Source organism: Syntrophaceae bacterium (assembly GCA_013177825.1).
In the GTDB taxonomy this organism is placed as follows: Bacteria; Desulfobacterota; Syntrophia; order Syntrophales; family PHBD01; genus PHBD01.
Genome location: JABLXX010000001.1, coordinates 437,479 through 457,781 on the forward strand (window position 1 = coordinate 437,479; position 20,303 = coordinate 457,781).

Below are 20,303 nucleotides of genomic sequence, written 5' to 3' on the forward strand. Positions count from 1 at the left end.
CGAAGAGCGGGAGAGGGCGGGTGCGTGCAGCGCACGGAAGGAGCGGGAAGAAGCGCCGGGATGAACCCGCTGCGGCTTTTATCGCTGCTGCTTATGGCGGTGGCCGTGCTGAACGGCTGCGCCCTCTTCACCCTCCGGAAAGACAACACCTTTTCCCAGGATTCCTGCCTGATCACGGGAGAGGTCTACGCCGGCGAGGCCGTGAAAAGACCCATCCTCGTCGTCGCCTTCGAGAAGGTTGACGGCAGGGTTGAAATCGCCCATTACGCGATGCTCCACGAGCCGGGTCCCTATGAACTCCTGGTGCGGAAAGGCAGATACCATGTCTTTGCCTTCGAGGACGCCGACCGGAACCGCAAGCTCGATCCGGGAGAACTGGCGGGGATTGTCCTGGGCGACGGCCCCGGCCTGTCCATCGACGCGCCGGCCGGCGGGCTCGTGCCGGACATGGCCGTCGTTCTCTCCAGGGACCCGGAGATTCGCCGCCAGGTGCCCGCCGACATCCTGGCCCGAAGCGCCGCGGGCGGTTTCGGGCGGCACAGCACGCAGGCGGGGGCGCCCATCGACCTGAACGATCCCGCCTTCTCCGCTGAAGAGGGCGTCCGGGGATTCTGGTCCCCCCTGGAATTCTTCCGGGAGCACGGCGCCAACATCTATTTCCTGGAGCCCTACGATCCGCGGAAGATTCCCATTCTCCTGGTCCACGGGGCGGCAGGATCGCCCCAGGACTGGCGATACTTCATCGACCACCTCGACCGTTCCCGCTATCAGCCGTGGATCTATTCCTATCCCTCGGGGGCCCGCCTGAAGGGCATGTCCGAGCTGATGGCCGTCAAGATCCATCACCTCCATCGGAAATACGGGTTCGAGAGGCTCTACATCACGGCCCACAGCATGGGCGGGCATGTCGCCCGGTTCGCGCTGGCGCACGGGGAGATCGGCAAACCCGACATGAAGCTGCTGTTCGTCTCCATCTCTACGCCCTTCGGAGGCGAGGAGCTGGCCGAAACAGGCGTCTCCCAGTCGCCCGCCGTCATCCCGAGCTGGAAGGACATGGTGCCGAACAGCGAATTCATCCGGCTTTCCTTTTCCCGGAAGATGCCGCCCACGATCCCGGATTATCTCTTTTTCGGACACCGGGGCAGCCGGAACCCGCTGCGCCCCAACAACGATAACACGGTGACGCTGGAGAGCATGCTCGACCCGCGGGCCCAGTCGGAAGCGATCAAGGTGTTCGGCTTCAACGAGGACCATGTCGGCATCCTGAACAGTGCGGCTGTTATGGCCCAGTACAAGGCGATCCTCGAAGGCGTCGAGAAGCGGGATGCGGATCCCGGGCGGGCGAATCGAAAGGGCAAGGTCCGGTTCCGCTATGCCGTCGGGGAGGCGAGCGACGCCCCCCCGCTCTGGATGTGGCTGATGTTCATCCCCGCGGACACGAGCAGGGCCGAGTTCACCCTGTCTCCCGATCCCCTGAAGGCGGACCAGGAGATGGGGCCGATCCGGGCGGGAGCCTACGACGTGGGTCTCCTGGCGTGGGGATACAGGGTAAGCCCCGCCGGCGTGAAGGCGGACGTTGCCCCGGGCGGGACGGCGCAGGTCTCCCTGTCGCTCGAACCGCAGGGAATGGTGGGCGGCCGGATTACGACGGGGCTTAAGAAAGACGACCGGTACTGGGGATTTATGCCGTATGTGGCGAACAGCCGGATTACTTCCATCTCCCTGACCGGCGGCGGCGCGCAGCGGAAGATCGTTCCCCGCCCCGCGACCAGGGGTGAGGCCATTCGGAGCGTCATGGACAACCGGGATTTCTTCTGGAAAGATTTTTTCATTTTCTTCGATCTGCCCAAGGGCCGATACGAGCTCAGGATCGAAGCACAGGGATTCCGGCCGTTCGTTCAGGCCGTCACCGTCGATCCGAAGATCATTCACGCCCCCCTGAAAATAGCCCTTTCCCCTCTGGATTGACCGGATCAAAACCGGTCCGGCTTCCCTTCCTGCCGCGCCGCAATCCCCGGGTGCGGGTCCTTTCATGTCGAATGGATATCGATACACCTTGTTGAACCTCCACAGCTTTTTCTTGACAACGTGATATGCCGTGCTATTTTGTAACGCAATGTTACGTGGTGGTGCATTGCGATACACTTCATGAAAGAGATCATCCTGAACGACGTTGTTTATTACGCGGCCGCGGATATCATCAAAGAACTGCAGATATCGCGGCAGACGTTCTGGCGCTGGCGGCATGACCGGAAGATTCCATCCGGCCACCGGTTTCGGGACCGAAGGCTTTTGTATCAACAGGGTGAGTTCGCTGAGATATGTGACTATGCAAACAAGGTTGAGTCCATCCCTGTGAAAAATGATGGCCAGCTCAATCTTTTTAAATAAATGCCGATAATACAGGATGAACAAATAAGAATGCCGGCAACCATATAAGGAGGTTTCGGGATGATAAAGGGAATGGTCGCTCCGGATGCGATGAATTTCAGTATGACGGGTTATGCCATGGCGGACAGGGAAACCCCGGCTGCCATCTCGGGCGAGACCCCGCTGATTCTTGCCTCCATAAAGGAAAAAGCGAAAAGGCTGTATGACGAACTCCATGACTATGATGAGCCGACATATTTTCATTTTTGATCGGTGAATGAAGAGTGATCATGACTTCAGGCAAAACCTGAAGCCGCGATAAAAGGGGGCGGCCGGGAAGGGCTTGCCCCCTTTTGTCTTTCCGGAAGCGGATCTGTCCCCGCTTTGTCCCGCTCTTTCCCGTTGTCTCCGCGGCCGGAACGAACGATCAAGGCCGCCGGCATGGATGCTGTTCAGGACTGCAAGGGCGTGAGCGGGAATATGCCGCGAATTGCGGTCGGCCATCGCCCGGAAAGGAGAAAGCCCGTTATGAAGCTTGCCGGCCAGAAGACAAAAATTGTCGCCACCATCGGACCGGCGTCGGAATCGCGAGAGATCATGGAAGGGATGATCAACGCAGGGATGAATGTTGCCCGGCTCAATTTCGCATACGGTGATCCCGACAGCCATACGCAGGTGATCAACACCCTCCGCACAGCCGCCCGCTCAACGGGACGACGAATCGCAGTCATGGCGGACCTGCCCGGCCCGAAGATCAGGATCGGCCGGCTGGCTCATGAACCTGTCGAATTGCAGCCGGGGTTCCCCTTCACCCTGACCACCCGCGATATTGTCGGAGACGCTGAACGCGTCTCGGTAAGCCTCAGGAGTCTCCCCCAGGTGCTCAAGCCCGGCGATACCCTGTTCTTAAATGACGGTATTATCCAGCTGTTAACCCTGAAAATAGAAGGAGAGGAGGTCCTCTGCCGAGTCGTCATCGGGGGGGAATTGCGCTCCCACAAAGGTCTCAACCTGCCCGGCATAGACCTTGGGATCCGAGCCTTCACCCAGCGCGATCGCGAATGGCTGGAATTTGCATCCGCACGGGGGGTGGACGCGGTCAGCCAGTCCTTTGTCGAGAGCGCTGCGGATATCATCGCCGTACGGGAGGCCGCGGCAGCGATGGGGTACCACCCGTACATCATCGCAAAAATAGAACGCTCGCAGGCCTTGGAACACATAGACGGCATTCTTGAGGCAGCGGACGGCATCATGGTCGCCCGCGGCGACCTCGGGGTGGAGATACCGATTGAGAAGATCGCCCTGGTCCAGAAGCGGCTTATCAATCGGGCGAACAGTCTCGGGAAACCGGTTATCACCGCCACGCAGATGCTGGAGTCCATGACGGATAACCGGCGTCCTACCCGGGCGGAGTCGACTGACGTGGCCAATGCGGTGCTCGACGGAACGGACTGCGTCATGCTATCGGCAGAATCGGCCCTGGGAAGCTATCCTGTGGAGGCTGTGGCCATGCTGGCAAAGATTGCCGCAGCGGCAGAGCCATACCGCGTGCGACACGATCTTATGGAGGCCCTCCGGAATGGCGATAAGAAGGGCTCCGCCACGATCACGGATGTAATCGCGTTAAATGTCGAGACGGCCCTGGAGCGCATATCCCCTGCAGCCATATTCGTTCCAACCCGCAGCGGGCTTATGGCTCGCTCCATCGCTCGCTTCAAGCCCCCGGTGTGGATCGTGGCGGTGAGCTCCAGCGAGGAGACATGTCAGCGGCTGCTCTTCAGCAGCGGGGTCTATCCGGTATATGAACCCGATCACCCTCAAAACTGGAATGCATACGTGAAGGACTGGTTATCACACCATGCGCTGGAAGGTAATTTCGCGATCTTGACGGAAGGGCCTTCCCGAGCGCATCCGGGGGCAAACCACCGTATGGAGATCATCCGGCTTAACCGTGAAGGGAACAAGGAATAATCGATGCACAAAAAGGGAGAGAGATAAAGATGAGTCTCCACGAGCTTGCAGGCAAGCCGGCGCCGCGATCGATCCTGGCGAACATTCCGAGGCTGGTCTCCGCCTACTACACCCATACGCCGGATGCGTCCGATCCCGATCAGCGGGTCGCGTTCGGAACCTCGGGCCACCGGGGCTCCTCGCTGAAAAACAGCTTCAACGAACGGCACATCCTGGCCATCTGCCAGGGCATCATCGAATACCGCAAGTCGAGAGAAATTGGTGGTCCGCTGTTTATGGGCATGGATACTCATGCCCTCTCCGAAGCGGCGTTGGCCACCGCAGTCGAGGTCTTTGCCGCCCAGGGGATTGCGGTGATGGTCCAGCGGGGGCTCCGCTACACCCCCACCCCGGTCATCTCGCATGCAATCCTGACGTACAACCGGGGCAGGAAAAGCGGATTCGCGGACGGCGTGGTCATCACCCCTTCTCATAACCCGCCCGAGGATGGCGGATTCAAGTACAATCCCCCCGAAGGCGGACCGGCGGACACAAAGACGACCAGGAGCATCGAGGCAAGGGCAAACGCCCTGTTGGAGAAGGGACTCACAGACATCCGGCGGATCCCCTTCGAGCGGGCGCTTACATCGGGGTCGGTCCATGAGCATGATTATGTGGCGCCCTATGTGGAGGATCTGAAGAATGTCATCGACATGGAAGCGATTGCCAAAGCAGGTCTCAAAATCGGCGTCGATCCTCTCGGCGGGGCGGCAGTGGACTTCTGGGATCCCATCGCCGACTGTTACGGACTTGACCTTGAGGTGGTGAACCGGGTCGTCGATCCGACGTTTTCTTTCATGACCGTCGACAGGGACGGCAGGATCAGGATGGACTGCTCCTCTCCGTATGCCATGGAAAGCCTGATCCGATTGAAAGACCGTTTCGACATCGCCTTCGGGAACGATACGGACGTCGACCGCCACGGCATCGTCACGCGCGGTGAGGGACTCATGAATCCCAACCATTACCTCTCCGCCGCGGTTCATTATCTCTTCAGGAACCGTCCGGGGTGGAGAAAGGATGCCGCAGTGGGAAAGACGCTGGTCTCCACATCCATGCTGGACCGCATAGCCTTGGACCTCGGGAGGCACCTCTACGAGGTCCCCGTAGGCTTCAAATGGTTCGTGGACGTGCTCCTCGACGGCTCCTGCGGCTTCGGCGGCGAGGAGAGCGCGGGGGCATCCTTCCTCCGCAGGGACGGCACGGTGTGGACGACGGACAAGGACGGCATCATCATGGATCTTCTCGCCTGCGAGCTTACCGCAAAGACCGGCCAGGATCCGGCCGTGCTCTACCACGATCTCGAGGAGCGATTCGGCAGGTGTTTCTATGAACGCCTTGACTCCCCGGCCACACCGGAGCAGAAGGCTGTGCTCGCACGGCTTTCACCGGAGATGATCACCGCCGGGGAGCTCGCCGGAAAGCCCATCCTTGTCTCCGCAACCCGGGCGTCCGGCAACAGCGCCGAAATCGGGGGGGTCAAAGTGATTACCACCCAGGGATGGTTTGCCGCCCGCCCGTCCGGCACGGAAGACATCTACAAGGTCTATGCGGAGAGCTTCCTGAGCGAAGACCATCTGCGGATGATCGAGAAAGACGCGGTTACGATCGTCAACGGTGCATTTGCGGCGGCGGGGCTGTAGGGAGAGCCGATGACCCCGGCGGTTTTCCCGGGTGCCGCACAGGCCGGTCGGCAACTTGCGCCAGGGTGGGACGGCGAATGGCGAGTCACCTGCGAGGTCTTCCGGGATCTTGGCGCAGCCTTTTCCGCAGTCCTGATCATCATTCATATCCTCCGTCGTGATCTGCCTTACAAGATAGAAGGGAAGGTCTCCGTCAGCACGTCCTTTGGCAGCCGCCGCTTCGCATTTTCCAAAGACGGGCGCATTGATTGAAAAAATCATAACGCCCTTCACAAAACGAACCCCTCAATCTTCGCAATCCCGCTCTTCTCCGTTGCCTGCGCTGCAAGAATAAGAAGCGAACGATATGTTTACGTTATCCAAAAACCGGGTCGCTTTATAATCGGCTGGCTCATTTTTTATGATAATCGGTTCTTGAAAGCAGCCGATTTCTTTTTTAATCTGCAGACGTCGTCAAAAAATACCCGGAGCCCGTCATGAGCATCCTGATTCAAATCGACCGTAAGTCTGATACCCCCATCTTCCGGCAGATCGTGGACCGGCTCGCCGCCCTGGCCGATTCCGCCGCCGTCCAGCCGGGCACGCGGCTGCCGTCGACGCGCTCCATGGCGGACATGCTCTCCGTGGACCGGTCCACGGTCTACCGGGCCTATCAGGAGCTCTGGGCCCTGGGTTACGTGGAGAGCAGGCCGGGTTCCTACACGACGATCCGAAGCCGGACCCGCATTGCCAAGGGGCAGGAGCGCGCCGGGAGCCGCCTGATCGACTGGGAGGAAAGGATTTCGCCCAACGCCCGGAGCCTCCGGGCATCCTTCCTCGAGGACGGGGTGCGGTTGAAGAGAGCGGCGGCCCCGGACGTGATCGATTTCATGCCCCTCTCGCCGGACAGCCGGCTGATCCCTTCGGAGCTGTTCAGGAAATGCATGAATGACGTTCTGTGCCGCCGGGGCCCGGAGCTTCTTCAATATGGAAACCCGCTGGGGTACGAACCCTTGCGGACCTTCATCGCCGGGCGGATGCGCGAGCACGGCATCTCTGTCTCCGCCGGGGAGATCATGATTGCCTCGGGCGCCCAGAATGCCCTGGAGCTTCTCCTGAGGATGCTGGCCGGCCCCGGCGATTCCGTCATCGTGGAGAGCCCCACCTATTCCCGGGTCATCGATCTGCTGCGTTTGAGCGGCATCCGCATCGTTGACGTGCCCATGAAGGAAGACGGCATGGATCTCGACGCCCTGGAGGAACGCCTGCGCCGGGAGCGGCCCGCGTTCATCTACACCATGCCCAACTTCCACAATCCCACCGGCATCACCACGGAGCAGGGGCATCGCGAGAGGCTCCTGCGTCTGTGCGAGACCTGCCGGACGCCTCTCGTCGAAGACGGGTTCGAGGAAGAGCTGAAATACTTCGGAAAGGCCGTCCTGCCCGTCAAGTCCATGGACCGCCAGGGAGTCGTGATTTACGTGGGGACCTTTTCCAAGTGTCTCTTTCCCGGGCTCCGCATCGGCTGGATCGCCGCGGACGGAGCCTGCATCGAGCGGCTGGCGCCCATCCAGCGGGCATTGACCATCTCGGGGAATGCCCTGGACCAGGCCGCCGTCCACGGTTTCTGCCGGGCGGGATATTACGACCTGCATATCAAGCGGGTGCACCGGGAGTACCGGAAGCGCATGCGGACCGCCCTGGATGCCATGAAGAGTTGTCTGAACCGGAAGCAGGTCCGGTGGACCCAGCCGGCCGGCGGTTATACGATCTGGCTCCAACTCCTCTCCGGCCGGTGGGACGAAGACGCCGTCGTCGACCTCCTGTTCCGGAATGGCGTCGCGGTATCGCCCGGCCGGCCGCACTTTCCTGGGCCTTCCGAGGGGGCGCACCTGCGCGTTTCCATCGCCCACACCGATGAGGCATCCATCAGGGAGGGCATCCGGAGAATGGGAGCGACCCTGTCGGAGATCCCGTGACACCGCCGAACGCGCCTCGCCCGGAAATATGTCCGGAGCCGGATTCGATCCATGATTCACAGCGCATGCGGAAGCGAGAATTCACAATGCGTTTGCTCCCTTGCCGACGGAAAGGAGACAAAACCATGTCCGATCGACCCCGCCTGATTCACGTGAACGTGAACCAGCCCTCTCTCCAGGCGGTCCGCGGAGAGGGGATTTACCTCTATGATGCCGATGGAAACCGGTATCTGGATGGATGCAGCGGAGCCCTGGTGGCCAATCTCGGCCATGGAGCCGGCGAAATCGCCCGGGCCATGGCCGTCCAGAGCGAGACGCTGCCGTACGTTTTCCGGGTCCACTTCTCCAGCCCCCCGGCCGAGGCCCTGGCGGAGCGCTACTGCAGCCTCACCCGCAACCCCATGGGGGCGGTCCTGTTTGCCAACTCCGGTTCGGAAGCCGTCGAGGCCGCCGTGAAGCTGGCCCGGACGCGCCATCTCTCGGCCGGCGAAACGGAGCGGCATAAAATCATCTCCCGGTGGCAGAGCTACCACGGCATCACCGCCGGGGCCCTGGCCTGGTCGGGCATAGCCGGCCGCCGCAAGGATTTTCTGCCCTATTTCAAGGAGTCTCCCCATATCCCGCCGGCCTATTGCTATCGCTGCTGGTTCGGCAAACGTCCGGATGCCTGCGAACTCCAGTGCGCCCGGGCCCTGGAAACCGCCATCCTGACGGAAGGCCCGGAGACCGTCTCCGCGTTCATCGCCGAACCGGTGGTGGGTTCGGCCCTGGCCGCGGCGGCGGCGCCCGCCGGATATTTTCAATTGATCCGGGAAATCTGCGACCGATACGGCGTCCTCTTCATTGCCGACGAGGTCATGACCGGCGCCGGGAGGACGGGAGGCTCGTTTTTCGCCAGCGACCATTTCCCCGGGGAGCCTCATATCATCGCTTTCGGCAAGGGCGTGGGCGCCGGATACTATCCCCTGGCCGGGGCCCTGGTCCGCCCGGAGATCATCGATGCCATCTCCGCCGGGTCCGGCCTTTATTCCGCGAGCCAGAGCCATTCGGCCCACCCCGTCGGCATGGCCGCGGGCATGGCGGTGCTGGATTACATGGAAGCACACCGGCTTCTACAGCACGCCCGGGAAATGGGCATTCATCTGGGAAACCGCCTGGACGAGCTGAGGTCCCATGCCCTGGTGGGTGATGTCCGGGGGATGGGTCTGATGTGGGGACTGGAGCTGGTGAGAGACAAGGAGAGCAGGGAGCCTTTCCCGGCGGATCGGAATCTGTACATGGACTTCTATGAGTGCGCCCGGGGGAAGGGGATGGTTCTCCTGCCGTCCAGCGGCTGCAATCGGGGGAAAAACGGAGACATGGCGCTGATCGCGCCTCCGCTGATCATCACGCGGCCCCAGGTCGATGAACTGGTGGACGCTCTCCACGGGGCGCTCGCGGATCTTGCCGGGCGTCTTTGCGCCTGACCGACGGCGTCGCGCCCTTTTTGCGATTTCAAGATGCGAGCGTTCGAAGTTGCCCGGGGAAAGGGACTCCCCTATTCCCGGTCCAGTTCCCGCCGGACGGCGATGCCGATCTTCTCCATGATGTAGGGCTTCCGGACGAAGGTCCCCGCGCCGAGTTCCTGGGCCTCCCGGACCCGCTCCGTCTCCGAGAAGCCGCTGACGATGATCGCCTTCTGCCGGGGATGGTTCTCGCGGATTCTCCGGTATGTCTCGAGGCCGTCGATCCCCGGCTCCATGATCATGTCCAGCACGACGAGGTCCGCCTTCCGGCGGTCGATATAGGAAATCGCCTCTTCCCCGCTGGAGACTGCTTCCACCCGGTACCCGAGCTTGGTCAGCATGCTGATCGCCAGCTCCCGCTGCTCCTTCACGTCGTCCACCACCAGGATGGATTCGCCGTTGCCCGCCAGGGATTCCACCGGCCTGGCGCCTTCCGCTTTTGCAGGCTCGTCGCGGGTCACGGGGAAGTAGAGGGTGAAAGTTGTCCCCACTCCTTCCTTGCTCTTTACGTCGATGTATCCGCCGTGGTCCTTGACGGTTCCCCAGACAATGGCCAGCCCAAGGCCCGTTCCACTCCGCCCCATGACCTTTTTCGAGTAGAAGGGCTCGAAGATTTTGTCGATGTCCTTGGCGGGGATGCCTTTTCCGGTGTCGGAGACCGTCAGGACGACGTAATCCCCTTCCTGCATGTCGTCGTATCCGCTGAGGGGGCGGTCCAGGTAGCGGTTTTCCGTCCGGATCGCCACGACTCCCTGGCCGGAAATGGCCTCGGCGGCGTTCGACACCAGGTTCATGACCGTTTTCGCCAGGTGGATCGGCGAGCCCTTGATGTTCAGCAGGCCGTCCCCAAGCTGGGGCCGTACGATCACCCCCCGGTGGAAGGACAACAGCTTCTCGAATTCCGGCGTCTGGAGATACTCTCTGACCACCCCGTTCAGATCGACCACTTCGGAGACGGCAACCCCCCGCCTGGCCAGTGTCAGGAGGTCCTGGATGATGGCTGCTCCCTTGATGCTGGAGGTCAGGATGTTTTCCGCATACCTTCTGGAAGAACTGTCTTCGGGAAGCTTCTCGACCAGCAGCTCCGAGTATCCGACCAGCACCCCCAGGACATTGTTCAGATCGTGGGCCACGCCCCCGGCCAGCGTGCCCAGGGCCTCCATTTTCTCGGCCCGGGCAAGGCGCTCTTCCATGTGTCTGCGTTCCGTATTGTTGCGGAGGCACTCGATGGCGCCGACGATCTCTCCCCGGGAATTCCTGAGCACGGAGGCCATGGCGGACATGTGGAGGTCGCCGGGGGGGAGGTTCGGCGTGTAGGCCTCCCCGAAGAGGGTGTCTCCCTTCCGCCGGATCGTCGTGTATCTTGCTTCTTCCCCGGGATCCGGATGGAGCGCCAGATCGATCAGGGAGGGTCTCCGGTCCCCGTAGAAGGGGATGGAGTATTCCCGGTCCCCTTTGCCGAGCATGTCTTCCTTCCTGATTCCGGTCATGAGTTCCGCGGCCTGGTTCCAGGCGATGACCTTGCCTTCCCGGTCAACGACCACGGTCGCGTCGGGGAAGAAGTTGATGATGTCCAACAACTGCTGCCGGGACTCCTGAAGCGACTCCAGTGCCCGCTTGTGTTCCGTGATATTGCGCAGCACCCCGTCTTCCCCCAGGCAGTTCCCCTGCTCGTCGAAACGCATGCGGGCATTCGACTCCACCCATACGGACTCACCATCCTTCAGCAGCACCCTGAATTGAAGGCCTCCCGTATGCTCGCGCCGATTCGTTATGGCATCCGTGAATGCGAAGACGACCCTTTCCCGATCCTCCGGATGAATGATGCTGGAAAAGGGCATCCCCACGATCGTTTCCGCCTCGTGGCCGTAGCGGGTGACGGCGTGATCGCTGACTGCAAGCACGTTCCCGTTGCGATCCAGGGAATAGATGATGTCCGGTATGTTGTTGGACAGCGTCCGGTATTTCTCTTCGCTTTCCCGGAGGGACTGCTCCGCCCGTTTCTGTTCGGTGATATCGAAAGCTGATGCTATCGTTGTATTTTTGCTGTAGAATTTGCTCACGGCGGTCGAAAGATCCAGCCACTTCTCCCGGCCGTCCTTGGCGATGATCTTGATTTCATAGCGCGGCGGCTGTTCTTCCCCCTGCAGGCGCTTGAGTCCCCTGGTCTTTACCAATTCGCGATAATCGGGATGGACGATATCCCAGAAATTCATGCCGGCGAATTCATCTGCGCTGTATCCGGTGATCGCCACGAGCGCCGGATTCACATATTGCATTTTCGTTCCCTGAATCAGAAAGATGCCGGCGGACGTGCTTTCCGCGAGGGCGCGGAACTTCATTTCACTGTGCCGCAAGTCGTTTTCTGCTTCTCGTCGCTCGGTGATATCCGTTACCAGGTACAATACGGCCGGGCTCCCGTTCCACGGCATGGGAACCGCCGACAGATAAACCCAGATCAGCGTTCCCTCCCGGTTCACGATACGGAACTCGTAGGTATTCGGGGCCTCCTCCCCTCTGATCCGCGCGCGGTAATTTGCGATCACCTCGTCCCGGTCTTCCTGCCAGACGTAGTCGAAGAAAGGGGTTCCTTCCAGTCCCTCGACCGGCACGCCCAGGTAATCGGACACTTTGCGATTCACGAAGACAAAGATTCCGTCCTGCAGGATAAAAATACCCTCCATGGTCCTGTCCGTTATCGAGCGATATCTCTCCAGATACTGTCTTTCATTCGCGGGGGGGTCTTGAGAGATGGTTTCTGGTGTTCTTCCGGAGGGGGTGAGGCTCTCTTTTTCACGATCGGCTTCTGGAAACAGCGGCAACTGGCTTTCTCGGCTCATCTTCTCTCCCGGCACAGTAAGGAACCCGAGCAGGCGGCACTCGATGTTGATTCCCTGATTCCAAGTCCGGCATATTAGCTTATAGAGAGGGAAATGCAACCGATATTGAGGACAGATGCCGAGCGATCCGTTGTGTGGACGTGGGCATGGATGAATGGTTTGAGGCGCGATTCCCATTGACGCGGCGGGACACCGGGCCTATGCTGCCGTCCGTGAGAAATTCCGTCTGAATGCTTTTCAAGGAGGAATCGCGATGCCGTTCAAGATGCAGTCGGGGAAATTCTACCGAATGCCCGTCGTTTTCGGTCCCAGCCTGGGCCCCCGGCAGCGGGGATCGAGCCACCCGCTCTTCGGCAAGGACGGCCCCAAGGCCACGGTCATCACCGTTCGTTTTCGTACCGATCCCGCGCAGCTGGAGGCCCTGCTTCCGGAAGGCTTCGTGCTGGCGGCGGATCCCGCCGTCTCCGTGCGGGCCACGTACCTGAAGGAAATTCCCTGGCTCGCGGGACGCGGATACAATCACATGGGGCTTTCGTTTCCCGCCGTGTTCCAGGGGAAACACGACTCGGTCCGGGGCGAATTCCTGACGGTGCTCTGGGAGAACCTCTGCGATCCGATCATCACCGGCCGGGAGGAACTGGGTTACTCAAAGATCTACTGCGAGCTGCCGGAGCCCAGCGTATACGCGGGAACGACCCATTGCACCGCTTCCTGGCTGGGCTTTCGGTTCATGGACATGCGCGTCTTCAACCTGAAGGTTCCCACGCCCGAAGAGGCGGCTGCGCTTGTCGATCCCGCTGCCGAGGGCGTTCTTCATTACAAGTACATGCCCCGCACGGGCGACTGGGGAACCGCCGATGCCGCGTACGCCACCCTGACGCCGTATGAAGATCCCAACAAGACCGTAACCGGGCGATGGATCGGGGAGGGGTCGGTCACCTTTCACGAGGCGACCTGGGAGGAGCTGCCCACGCTCTATAACATCGTAAACGTCTTCCACGGGCTGGAAGTCCGGGAATGGCTGGGCGCCAGCATTGTGAAAACCGTCGGGGCCAAGGATTACAGCGACCAGCGCATTCTCGAGTAGCCTGCACGCCGCCGACGGTTGGCCGCGGGCTGTCTGCTGAAAAAATCTCTTTCCCGGGCTGCCTGCAATCCGCCGGGCGTCCGGACAAAGGGGACGGATTTCGGTCAGTCCTCTTTTTCAAATAATCAGCCGCGAGGCAGCGTTTTCCTCATCTTCGCCAATCAAAGGCGAAAGTTTGAATCTGTCTCTTTTCCCTGTTTTTTCCATTCCCTGTACATTTTCGAACATCCCGCTTCAGAAGCTTTTTCAGCAACCTGAAAGACCTTGAGGCGCACTCCATTGTCCGGGGCCGCTCCCGGTCAATTTCCCTTGACAAGCCCTCCTCTGTCTGAGAGTATGAAGTAATAGTTCATAGTGAGCATTTGCGAGAGCGTCCGGATTCGAAAATTATCTTAATGATTACTGGAGAGTAAACATGAAAACACGCATAACGGAGTTGCTTGGTATTCAATATCCGATCATCCTGTCAGGCATGAGCTGGATCAGCGTGCCCAAGATGGTGGCGGCGGTCTCGAATGCCGGAGGACTGGGCATCCTGGCGACGGGTCCGCTGGACAAGGATCAGACGAGGCAGTCGATCCGGGAGATCCGGAAGCTGACGGACAAGCCCTTCGGGGCCAACACGTCCCTGATGTTTCCCGGGGCGATGGAAACGGCCAAGGTGCTCCTGGAGGAGAAGGTCCCGGTCATCAATTTCGCCCTGGGCAAAGGGGACTGGCTGGTCCGGGAGGCCCACAAATACGGCGGCAAGGTGATCGCCACCGTCGTCAAGGAGCAGCACGCCAAGCGCGCCGAAGAATACGGGGTCGATGCGGTGATCGCCACGGGCTACGAGGCCGCGGCCCACGGGGAGGCCGTCACGTCCATGATCCTCATTCCCAGCCTGGCCGAGAAGATCAAGATCCCGATCATCGCCGCGGGCGGGTTCGCCGACGGCAAGGGCCTCGCCGCCGCGCTGGCGCTGGGGGCGGATGGGATCGCCATGGGAACGCGCTTCATGACCACGAAGGAAAGCCCGCTTCACGAGAATTTCAAGAAGCTGTCCCTGGAAAAGGGCGTCTCCGACACGCTCTATTCGAAGCGCATCGACGGCCTCTTCTGCCGGGTCATGGAGACGGAGACGGCGCACAAGGCCGTCCGTCGCGGACTCGACCTGCCGGCCGCCTTCTTCAACGCCCGCGAGATCGCTACGATGCTCCACCTGCCCTTCTTCAAGCTCTTCATCGGCGTTCTCCTGTCGGGATGGAAGAATGCCCGGCAGCTGGCCTACTTCGCGAACGCCGGCAAGGCGTTCCGGCTGGCGACGGAGAACGGCGACATGGTGAAGGGCATTCTCCCGGTCGGGCAGGTGACCGGCCTGATGCACGACATCCCGACGGTCTCCGCCCTGATGGAGCGGACGGTTCAGGAAGCCAACGCCGTGCGCGACCGGTTTGCCGTTCAGTTGTCCTGACGTCCCGGAAAAAAGGGAAGGCGGCGGCATCCTCGCGCTGCAAGCAGGGAAACCGCGCGGGTACGGGCCGGAAACGGTTCCCTGGTGGCCGTTATACCGGCGTCATCGGAAATGGTTCTTTGAAGGAGAATGATACATGCGCCTTCGCATGAACTTGTATAAGGAGGTCGATGATGAGTTATGAAACGATCCAGTTCGTGAGGGAGGGGCCCGTCGGGGTCCTGACCTTCAACCGTCCCGAGGCCATGAATGCCATGAACTACGTCATGATCAGCGAATTCCGGGAGTTCTTCCAGGAGCGGTTCCGCGACCATGACACCCGGGTCATCGTGCTGACCGGGGCCGGAAAGGCGTTCAACGCCGGCATGGACATGAATGATCTTATGAATTTCATTCCCCCGGGCGGGTTCAAGCCCAAGGCCGTCTACGAATTTCAGAAACTTTTTTCCGATTTCATTCTTTTCATGAGGCGCTGTCCCCAGCCGATCATCGCCGCCGTCAACGGCGGGGCGGCGGGGGCGGGGCTGTCCATCGCCGCGGCCTGCGACGTCCGGATCGCCGCCCCGGAGGCGAAATTCATCGCCGCCTACATCAACATCGGGACCGGTGGGGCGGACATGGGTTCCTCCTGGCTGTTTCCCCGCATCGTGGGGGCCGGGAATGCGGCACGATACCTGATGACGGGCGACAAATTCGGCGCCGACGAGGCCTATCGGATCGGATTCGTCCAGGCCATCGTCGGGAAGGACCGCCTGCTGGAGGAGGCCATGAAGATGGCGCAGACCATGGCGGGGAAATCGCCGATCGGGCTGAGATTGACCAAGGAGGCCCTGAACCGGAACACCGGCGGGCTCAGCCTCGAGGACGCGATCATGCTGGAAGACAGGAACCAGGCGATGTGCATGGTCGAGATGACCTCGCAGAACGCCGGGTAATGACGGATACGGATGGGAATGATTTATTCATCTTAGCCCGCGAAAGCGATCCGATGGGAGAGAAAGGATAAAACATGGAAGACAGAATCTGGCACAAGGCTTACGTGGCGGGCGTTTCACCGACGTTGAACATCGAGAGAATAACCATGGGCGCCGTTCTGAAAAGGACGGCGTCGCGTTTTCCGGACCATGTCGCACTCATTCTGATGGGAAAAGAAATCACCTACCGGGAACTGGACGAGAGCGTCGACCGGTTCGCCGCCGCCCTGGACGGCCTGGGCGTGAAGAAGAACGACAAGGTTGCCCTCATTCTGCCCAACATTCCGCAGATGGTCATCGCCACCTATGCCCTGTTCCGCCTGGGGGCCGTGGCGGTGATGAACAACCCCCTCTACACGCCGGCGGAGCTGGAGCACAACCTGAACAACTCCGGTGCGCGCGTGGCCGTTGCGATGGACCTGTTCGTGCCGACGGTGCTGTCCCTGAAAGGCAAGACAAAAGTCGAAAAGGTCGTCGTCTGCCATGCCCGGGACTACCTGCCGGCCGACGCCGGCGACGATCCCCTGGTCAAGGAGGTCGCCGCCCTGCATTTCGATATCCCGCCGGAGAGCGGCGTCTACGAGTTCAGCGCCCTCCTGGCCGGTCCTGTTTCATCGCCCCCGGATACGAAGGTCGACTTCGACGATCCGGCGGCCTTCATCTTCACGGGCGGAACGACGGGCGTCTCCAAGGCCGTCGTCCTCAGCCACGCCAACTCCAGCATCGCCGCCCAGCAGTTCCGGGCCTGGCTGTTCGATACGGAGGACGGGAAGGAGCGGTTGCTGGCCGTCCTGCCTTTCTTCCACGTGGCGGGCTACACCGACATGATGAACAACGCCATCCTTCGCGGCTGGACCAACATCCTGGTTCCCCGGCCCACTCCCGATGTCATCTGCGAGCTGACGCTGCGCTTCAAGCCCACCCTGTTCGGCGGTGTCCCGACGATGTTCGTGGGGCTTCTGAACCACCCGAAATTCACCTCCACGAAGATGGATTTCATCAAGGGCTGCTTTTCCGGGGCCGCTCCGGTCGCCCTGGAGACGATCCACCAGTGGGAAGCCCTCACCGGCTCCTCGATCGTCGAGCTGTACGGGCTCTCGGAGACGTCGGCGCTGGCCACGTTCAACCCCTGGCGGGGGAAGACCAAGCTCGGAAGCGTGGGAATCCCGCTGCCGGAGGTGGACTGCCGCATCGTCGATGTCGAAACGGGAACCAGTGACCTGAAGCTCGGCGAGGCCGGGGAGATCCTGCTCAAGGGGCCCCAGGTGACGAAGGAATACTACAACAATCCCGAGGCGACGGCCGAGGTCATCCGGGACGGATGGCTGTCCACGGGCGACATCGGCTACCTGGACGAGGAGGGGTATCTGTTCATCGTCGACCGGAAAAAGGACGTCATCATCGCCGGCGGGTATAACATTTATCCGCGGGAGGTGGACGAGGTCCTTTACCAGCATCCCAAGGTGCAGGCCGCCTGTGTCGTCGGCATCCCGGACACGTACCGCGGAGAGACGGTGAAGGCCTTTGTGGTCCTGAAGCAGGATGAGACGGCCACGGAGAAGGAGATTGTCGATTTTTGCAAGGCGAAGCTCGCCGCATACAAAGTGCCGAAATACGTCGAATTCCGGCAGGCCCTGCCGCAGACGGCCGTGGGCAAGATCCTGCGCCGGGTGCTCAGGGACGAGGAACTGGCGGCCCGGAAGGCGAAATAGGCGGCCGGCCTCCTCCCGGCGATGCCGGGAATCCTTGATTCGGGAACGGGAAGTCGGCTATGCAGCGGTCCGGAATCCATTCTGAGAAGGGAGAATCGATATGGGATTGAGAATCGGTGAGTTGTCGAAGATGACGGGCGTGCCCATATCCACCATCCGCTATTATGTCGCCAACGGCCTGCTGCCCGCACCCGAAAAGGTCGGCAAGCTGCTTTCCCATTACGACGAGAGCTGTGTCCAGAAACTCCAGACCATCCTGTATCTGCAGGAAAACAGGCACTTTCCCCTGTCGATCATCAAGAACATCTTAAGAAGGATGGACAGCGGCCTGAGCCTGCAGGAGGCCGAATCCGTGGAGGACGTGATCTTCAATCCTCCCGCGAACGCCGTCGACAGCCGGCTGATGAACCGGGCCGAATACCTGTTGCAGACCGGGCTGACGGCGGAAGAACTGAAAACCGCGGAGAAGATGGGACTGATCATGCCCTACATCCAGGACGAGGGCAGGGAACTCTACAACCATGAAGACGTCCTGTGGGGAAAGGACGTCCTGAAACGAATCCTGCAGTTCGAGAACTGCTGGGACGACTTTGTCAAATACCTGAAAATCGGAGGCCGGATGATCGACCAGGAGTTCGCGATCCGGGAGAAAATCGTCCGGGACCGGAGCCTGAAAGAGAACATGGAGATCTCCATCGAGCTGTCCAAGGCGGCGGAATACACGCGCGGTTACCTGTTGAGGAGGCTCTTCCAGAGGAAGATCCAGTCGCACATCAAAATGAGCCTCGAGGACAAGTGACCGGATCGCCGGTAAGCTCCGGAAGACCGTGGCGAGAAAATCATACGGTGCCGTCCGCGGGGAGTTATGGCGGGCGGTGCTTCATTCATGAATGGTGTCGATTGTAGCGGAGGATTGCATGGGACAGAATTTTTACAAGCGGGATGATCGGGACGTGAAATTCGTCCTGAAGGAGCACCTGGGCATCGATCAGCTTCTGGAACTGGAGCCGTATCAGGGATTCACCATGGAGGATTTCGACATGATCCTCGACCAGGCCCAGAAAATCGCGGCCAATGATGTGGCGCCGTCGTTCCAGGACGGGGACCGGCAGGGATGCCGGTTCGACCAGGGCCGGGTCCTGGTGCCGGAATCGTTCAAGCATGCCTGGAAGGTTTTCCGGGAGGGCTCCTGGTTCGCCCTGGCGATGAAGACGGACTTCGGGGGCCAGGGACTGCCCCTGATCGTGGCCGAGGCGGCGATGGAGTTTTTCATCAGCGCCAATTTCTCTTTCGGCTGCTTCGCGGGACTGGGGCCGGGCAACGGGTCCATGATCGAGAGCTTCGGCTCCCCGGAGCAGAAGGATCTCTTCTGTGCAAAGATGTACGACGGCACCTGGGGCGGCAGCATGTGCCTGACGGAGCCGGCGGTTGGATCCGACGCCCACATGGTCGCCGCGAAGGCGATACCCGACGGGAAGTATTACAAAATCCAGGGGACGAAGATCTTCATCACCTCCGGCGAGCACGACCTGACGGAGAACATCGTCCACCTGGTCATCGCCCGGATCGAAGGAGCGCCGGCAGGCGCGAAGGGCGTCTCCCTCTTCGCCGTGCCCAAGATCTGGGTCAATGAGGACGGGAGGCTGGGCGAACCGAACGACGTGGCCTGCATCGGCATCGAGCACAAGATGGGCCTCAACGGCTCGGCCACCTGCGTCCTGAATTTCGGGGAGAACGGGCAGTGCCGGGGGCACCTGATCGGGGAGGCCGGCAAGGGGCTGGCCTACATGTTCCAGATGGTCAACGTGGCCCGGATGGCCGTGGGGCTGGAGTCGGTGGCCTTCGGCGCGAACATCTACGCGAACGTCCTGGAATACGCGAAGGAGCGCGTCCAGGGGACGCGGTTCGCCATGGGCGGCGAGCGGATCCGGATCGTGGAGCACGCCGACATCCGCCGGATGCTCCTGAACCTGAAGTCGCTGACGGAAGGGATGCGGGCGCTCGTCTACAAGACCTACCTCATGGAGGACCTGTCCAGGAACTGCCCCGATCCGGACAAGCGGAGGAGGGCGAAGGGCCGGCTGGAGCTGTTCACGCCGCTCGTCAAGGCCTATTGCTCGGACCGGATCTTCGAGATGGGCCGTGACGGCATCCAGGTCCTCGGGGGCTACGGGTTCACGAAGGAATACCCGGTGGAGCAGTACACACGCGATTGCAAGATCCTCTCCATCTGGGACGGAACGAACTTCATCCAGTCCGCCGACCTGGTCGGGCGGAAGCTCAACATGGGCGGAGGCGCCGTCTTCCAGGCCTGGGCCGAGGAAGTGTCGGCGTTCATCAAGGACCACGAGAAAGACCGGACGTTCGGCAAGGAGCTGGAGATCCTGAAAGAGGCCCTGGAGTCCGTCGTCGGGCTGGTGTTGGACTACGGCCGATACTTCGGGGAAGGGAAGCTCGACCTGATCCCGCTCACCTCGACGCGGTTTCTCGACTGCATGTCCGAGGTGGCCGTTGCCCACCTGCTCCTGGAGCAGGGCATGATCGCCCAGACCAGGCTGGAAGGCGGGGCGGAGGGGCCGGACGCCGACTTTTACCAGGGCAAGGTGGCGACGGTGCAGTATTACTGCCGGAATTTCCTGCCCCAGGTCTTCGGCCGCGCCCGGATCGTCAAGATGGAGGATCTGACCGCCGTCCAGGTTGCGGAGGCGGCATTGTAGAGAACCCCTGTCCGCGCAGGCGGACCGGGATTTC

At 61.0% G+C, this 20,303-nt stretch carries 15 protein-coding genes; 14 read left to right on the forward strand and 1 reads right to left on the reverse strand.

Annotation, left to right across the window (positions count from 1 at the left end; genetic code table 11):
- The first annotated feature begins 24 nt into the window (after window positions 1–24).
- From HPY65_01975 to HPY65_02010, 8 genes are all read left to right on the forward strand, one after another.
- Complete coding sequence (locus HPY65_01975; GenBank protein NPU83227.1) at window positions 25–1,968, forward strand: alpha/beta fold hydrolase; 1,944 nt, start codon at window positions 25–27, stop codon at window positions 1,966–1,968.
- Between the two features lie 180 nt (window positions 1,969–2,148).
- On the forward strand, window positions 2,149–2,391 hold the full coding sequence (locus HPY65_01980) for a hypothetical protein (protein NPU83228.1): 243 nt from the start codon (window positions 2,149–2,151) through the stop codon (window positions 2,389–2,391).
- Window positions 2,392–2,451: 60 nt separating this feature from the next.
- Entirely contained in the window at window positions 2,452–2,640 is a 189-nt protein-coding gene (locus HPY65_01985; GenBank protein NPU83229.1) for a hypothetical protein, read from the forward strand.
- A 258-nt stretch (window positions 2,641–2,898) separates the two neighbouring features.
- Entirely contained in the window at window positions 2,899–4,341 is a 1,443-nt protein-coding gene (gene pyk, locus HPY65_01990) for a pyruvate kinase (GenBank protein ID NPU83230.1), read from the forward strand.
- A gap of 29 nt (window positions 4,342–4,370) precedes the next feature.
- Window positions 4,371–6,023 (forward strand): alpha-D-glucose phosphate-specific phosphoglucomutase, encoded by a 1,653-nt coding sequence (locus HPY65_01995; GenBank protein ID NPU83231.1) that lies wholly within the window; start codon window positions 4,371–4,373, stop codon window positions 6,021–6,023.
- 9 nt (window positions 6,024–6,032) lie between these two features.
- Window positions 6,033–6,275: a hypothetical protein gene (locus tag HPY65_02000; GenBank protein ID NPU83232.1), complete on the forward strand. Its 243-nt coding sequence runs from the start codon at window positions 6,033–6,035 to the stop codon at window positions 6,273–6,275.
- Between the two features lie 224 nt (window positions 6,276–6,499).
- The gene (locus HPY65_02005) at window positions 6,500–7,981 is read left to right on the forward strand and encodes a PLP-dependent aminotransferase family protein (GenBank protein ID NPU83233.1); all 1,482 of its coding nucleotides are present in this window, start codon (window positions 6,500–6,502) and stop codon (window positions 7,979–7,981) included.
- Window positions 7,982–8,106: 125 nt separating this feature from the next.
- Window positions 8,107–9,447: an aminotransferase class III-fold pyridoxal phosphate-dependent enzyme gene (locus HPY65_02010; GenBank protein NPU83234.1), complete on the forward strand. Its 1,341-nt coding sequence runs from the start codon at window positions 8,107–8,109 to the stop codon at window positions 9,445–9,447.
- 71 nt (window positions 9,448–9,518) lie between these two features.
- Here HPY65_02010 and HPY65_02015 read toward each other — a convergent pair whose 3' ends face one another.
- Entirely contained in the window at window positions 9,519–12,170 is a 2,652-nt protein-coding gene (locus tag HPY65_02015) for a PAS domain S-box protein (GenBank protein NPU83235.1), read from the reverse strand.
- A gap of 409 nt (window positions 12,171–12,579) precedes the next feature.
- Between HPY65_02015 and HPY65_02020 the strand changes: the two genes are divergently transcribed.
- The 6 genes from HPY65_02020 to HPY65_02045 all read left to right on the forward strand — a co-directional run bounded on the left by HPY65_02020 (window position 12,580) and on the right by HPY65_02045 (window position 20,269).
- Window positions 12,580–13,413: an acetoacetate decarboxylase family protein gene (locus tag HPY65_02020; protein NPU83236.1), complete on the forward strand. Its 834-nt coding sequence runs from the start codon at window positions 12,580–12,582 to the stop codon at window positions 13,411–13,413.
- Between the two features lie 415 nt (window positions 13,414–13,828).
- Complete coding sequence (locus tag HPY65_02025) at window positions 13,829–14,866, forward strand: nitronate monooxygenase (GenBank protein ID NPU83237.1); 1,038 nt, start codon at window positions 13,829–13,831, stop codon at window positions 14,864–14,866.
- Between the two features lie 170 nt (window positions 14,867–15,036).
- Entirely contained in the window at window positions 15,037–15,801 is a 765-nt protein-coding gene (locus HPY65_02030; protein NPU83238.1) for an enoyl-CoA hydratase/isomerase family protein, read from the forward strand.
- A gap of 74 nt (window positions 15,802–15,875) precedes the next feature.
- The gene (locus HPY65_02035) at window positions 15,876–17,552 is read left to right on the forward strand and encodes a long-chain fatty acid--CoA ligase (GenBank protein ID NPU83239.1); all 1,677 of its coding nucleotides are present in this window, start codon (window positions 15,876–15,878) and stop codon (window positions 17,550–17,552) included.
- Window positions 17,553–17,652: 100 nt separating this feature from the next.
- On the forward strand, window positions 17,653–18,351 hold the full coding sequence (locus HPY65_02040) for a MerR family transcriptional regulator (protein NPU83240.1): 699 nt from the start codon (window positions 17,653–17,655) through the stop codon (window positions 18,349–18,351).
- 118 nt (window positions 18,352–18,469) lie between these two features.
- Window positions 18,470–20,269 carry an acyl-CoA dehydrogenase gene (locus HPY65_02045; protein NPU83241.1) on the forward strand — a complete coding sequence of 600 codons (1,800 nt, stop codon included), beginning with the start codon at window positions 18,470–18,472 and terminating at the stop codon, window positions 20,267–20,269.
- Window positions 20,270–20,303 lie beyond the last annotated feature (34 nt).

Bases quoted from the DNA above. Each gene is read 5' to 3' on its own strand.
- HPY65_01980 (NPU83228.1), top strand. From the start codon at position 2,149: ATGAAAGAGATCATCCTGAACGACGTTGTTTATTACGCGGCCGCGGAT.
- HPY65_01985 (NPU83229.1), top strand. From the start codon at position 2,452: ATGATAAAGGGAATGGTCGCTCCGGATGCGATGAATTTCAGTATGACG.
- pyk (NPU83230.1), top strand. From the start codon at position 2,899: ATGAAGCTTGCCGGCCAGAAGACAAAAATTGTCGCCACCATCGGACCG.
- HPY65_01995 (NPU83231.1), top strand. From the start codon at position 4,371: ATGAGTCTCCACGAGCTTGCAGGCAAGCCGGCGCCGCGATCGATCCTG.
- HPY65_02000 (NPU83232.1), top strand. From the start codon at position 6,033: ATGACCCCGGCGGTTTTCCCGGGTGCCGCACAGGCCGGTCGGCAACTT.
- HPY65_02005 (NPU83233.1), top strand. From the start codon at position 6,500: ATGAGCATCCTGATTCAAATCGACCGTAAGTCTGATACCCCCATCTTC.
- HPY65_02010 (NPU83234.1), top strand. From the start codon at position 8,107: ATGTCCGATCGACCCCGCCTGATTCACGTGAACGTGAACCAGCCCTCT.
- HPY65_02015 (NPU83235.1), bottom strand. From the start codon at position 12,170: ATGGAGGGTATTTTTATCCTGCAGGACGGAATCTTTGTCTTCGTGAAT.
- HPY65_02020 (NPU83236.1), top strand. From the start codon at position 12,580: ATGCCGTTCAAGATGCAGTCGGGGAAATTCTACCGAATGCCCGTCGTT.
- HPY65_02025 (NPU83237.1), top strand. From the start codon at position 13,829: ATGAAAACACGCATAACGGAGTTGCTTGGTATTCAATATCCGATCATC.
- HPY65_02030 (NPU83238.1), top strand. From the start codon at position 15,037: ATGATGAGTTATGAAACGATCCAGTTCGTGAGGGAGGGGCCCGTCGGG.
- HPY65_02035 (NPU83239.1), top strand. From the start codon at position 15,876: ATGGAAGACAGAATCTGGCACAAGGCTTACGTGGCGGGCGTTTCACCG.
- HPY65_02040 (NPU83240.1), top strand. From the start codon at position 17,653: ATGGGATTGAGAATCGGTGAGTTGTCGAAGATGACGGGCGTGCCCATA.
- HPY65_02045 (NPU83241.1), top strand. From the start codon at position 18,470: ATGGGACAGAATTTTTACAAGCGGGATGATCGGGACGTGAAATTCGTC.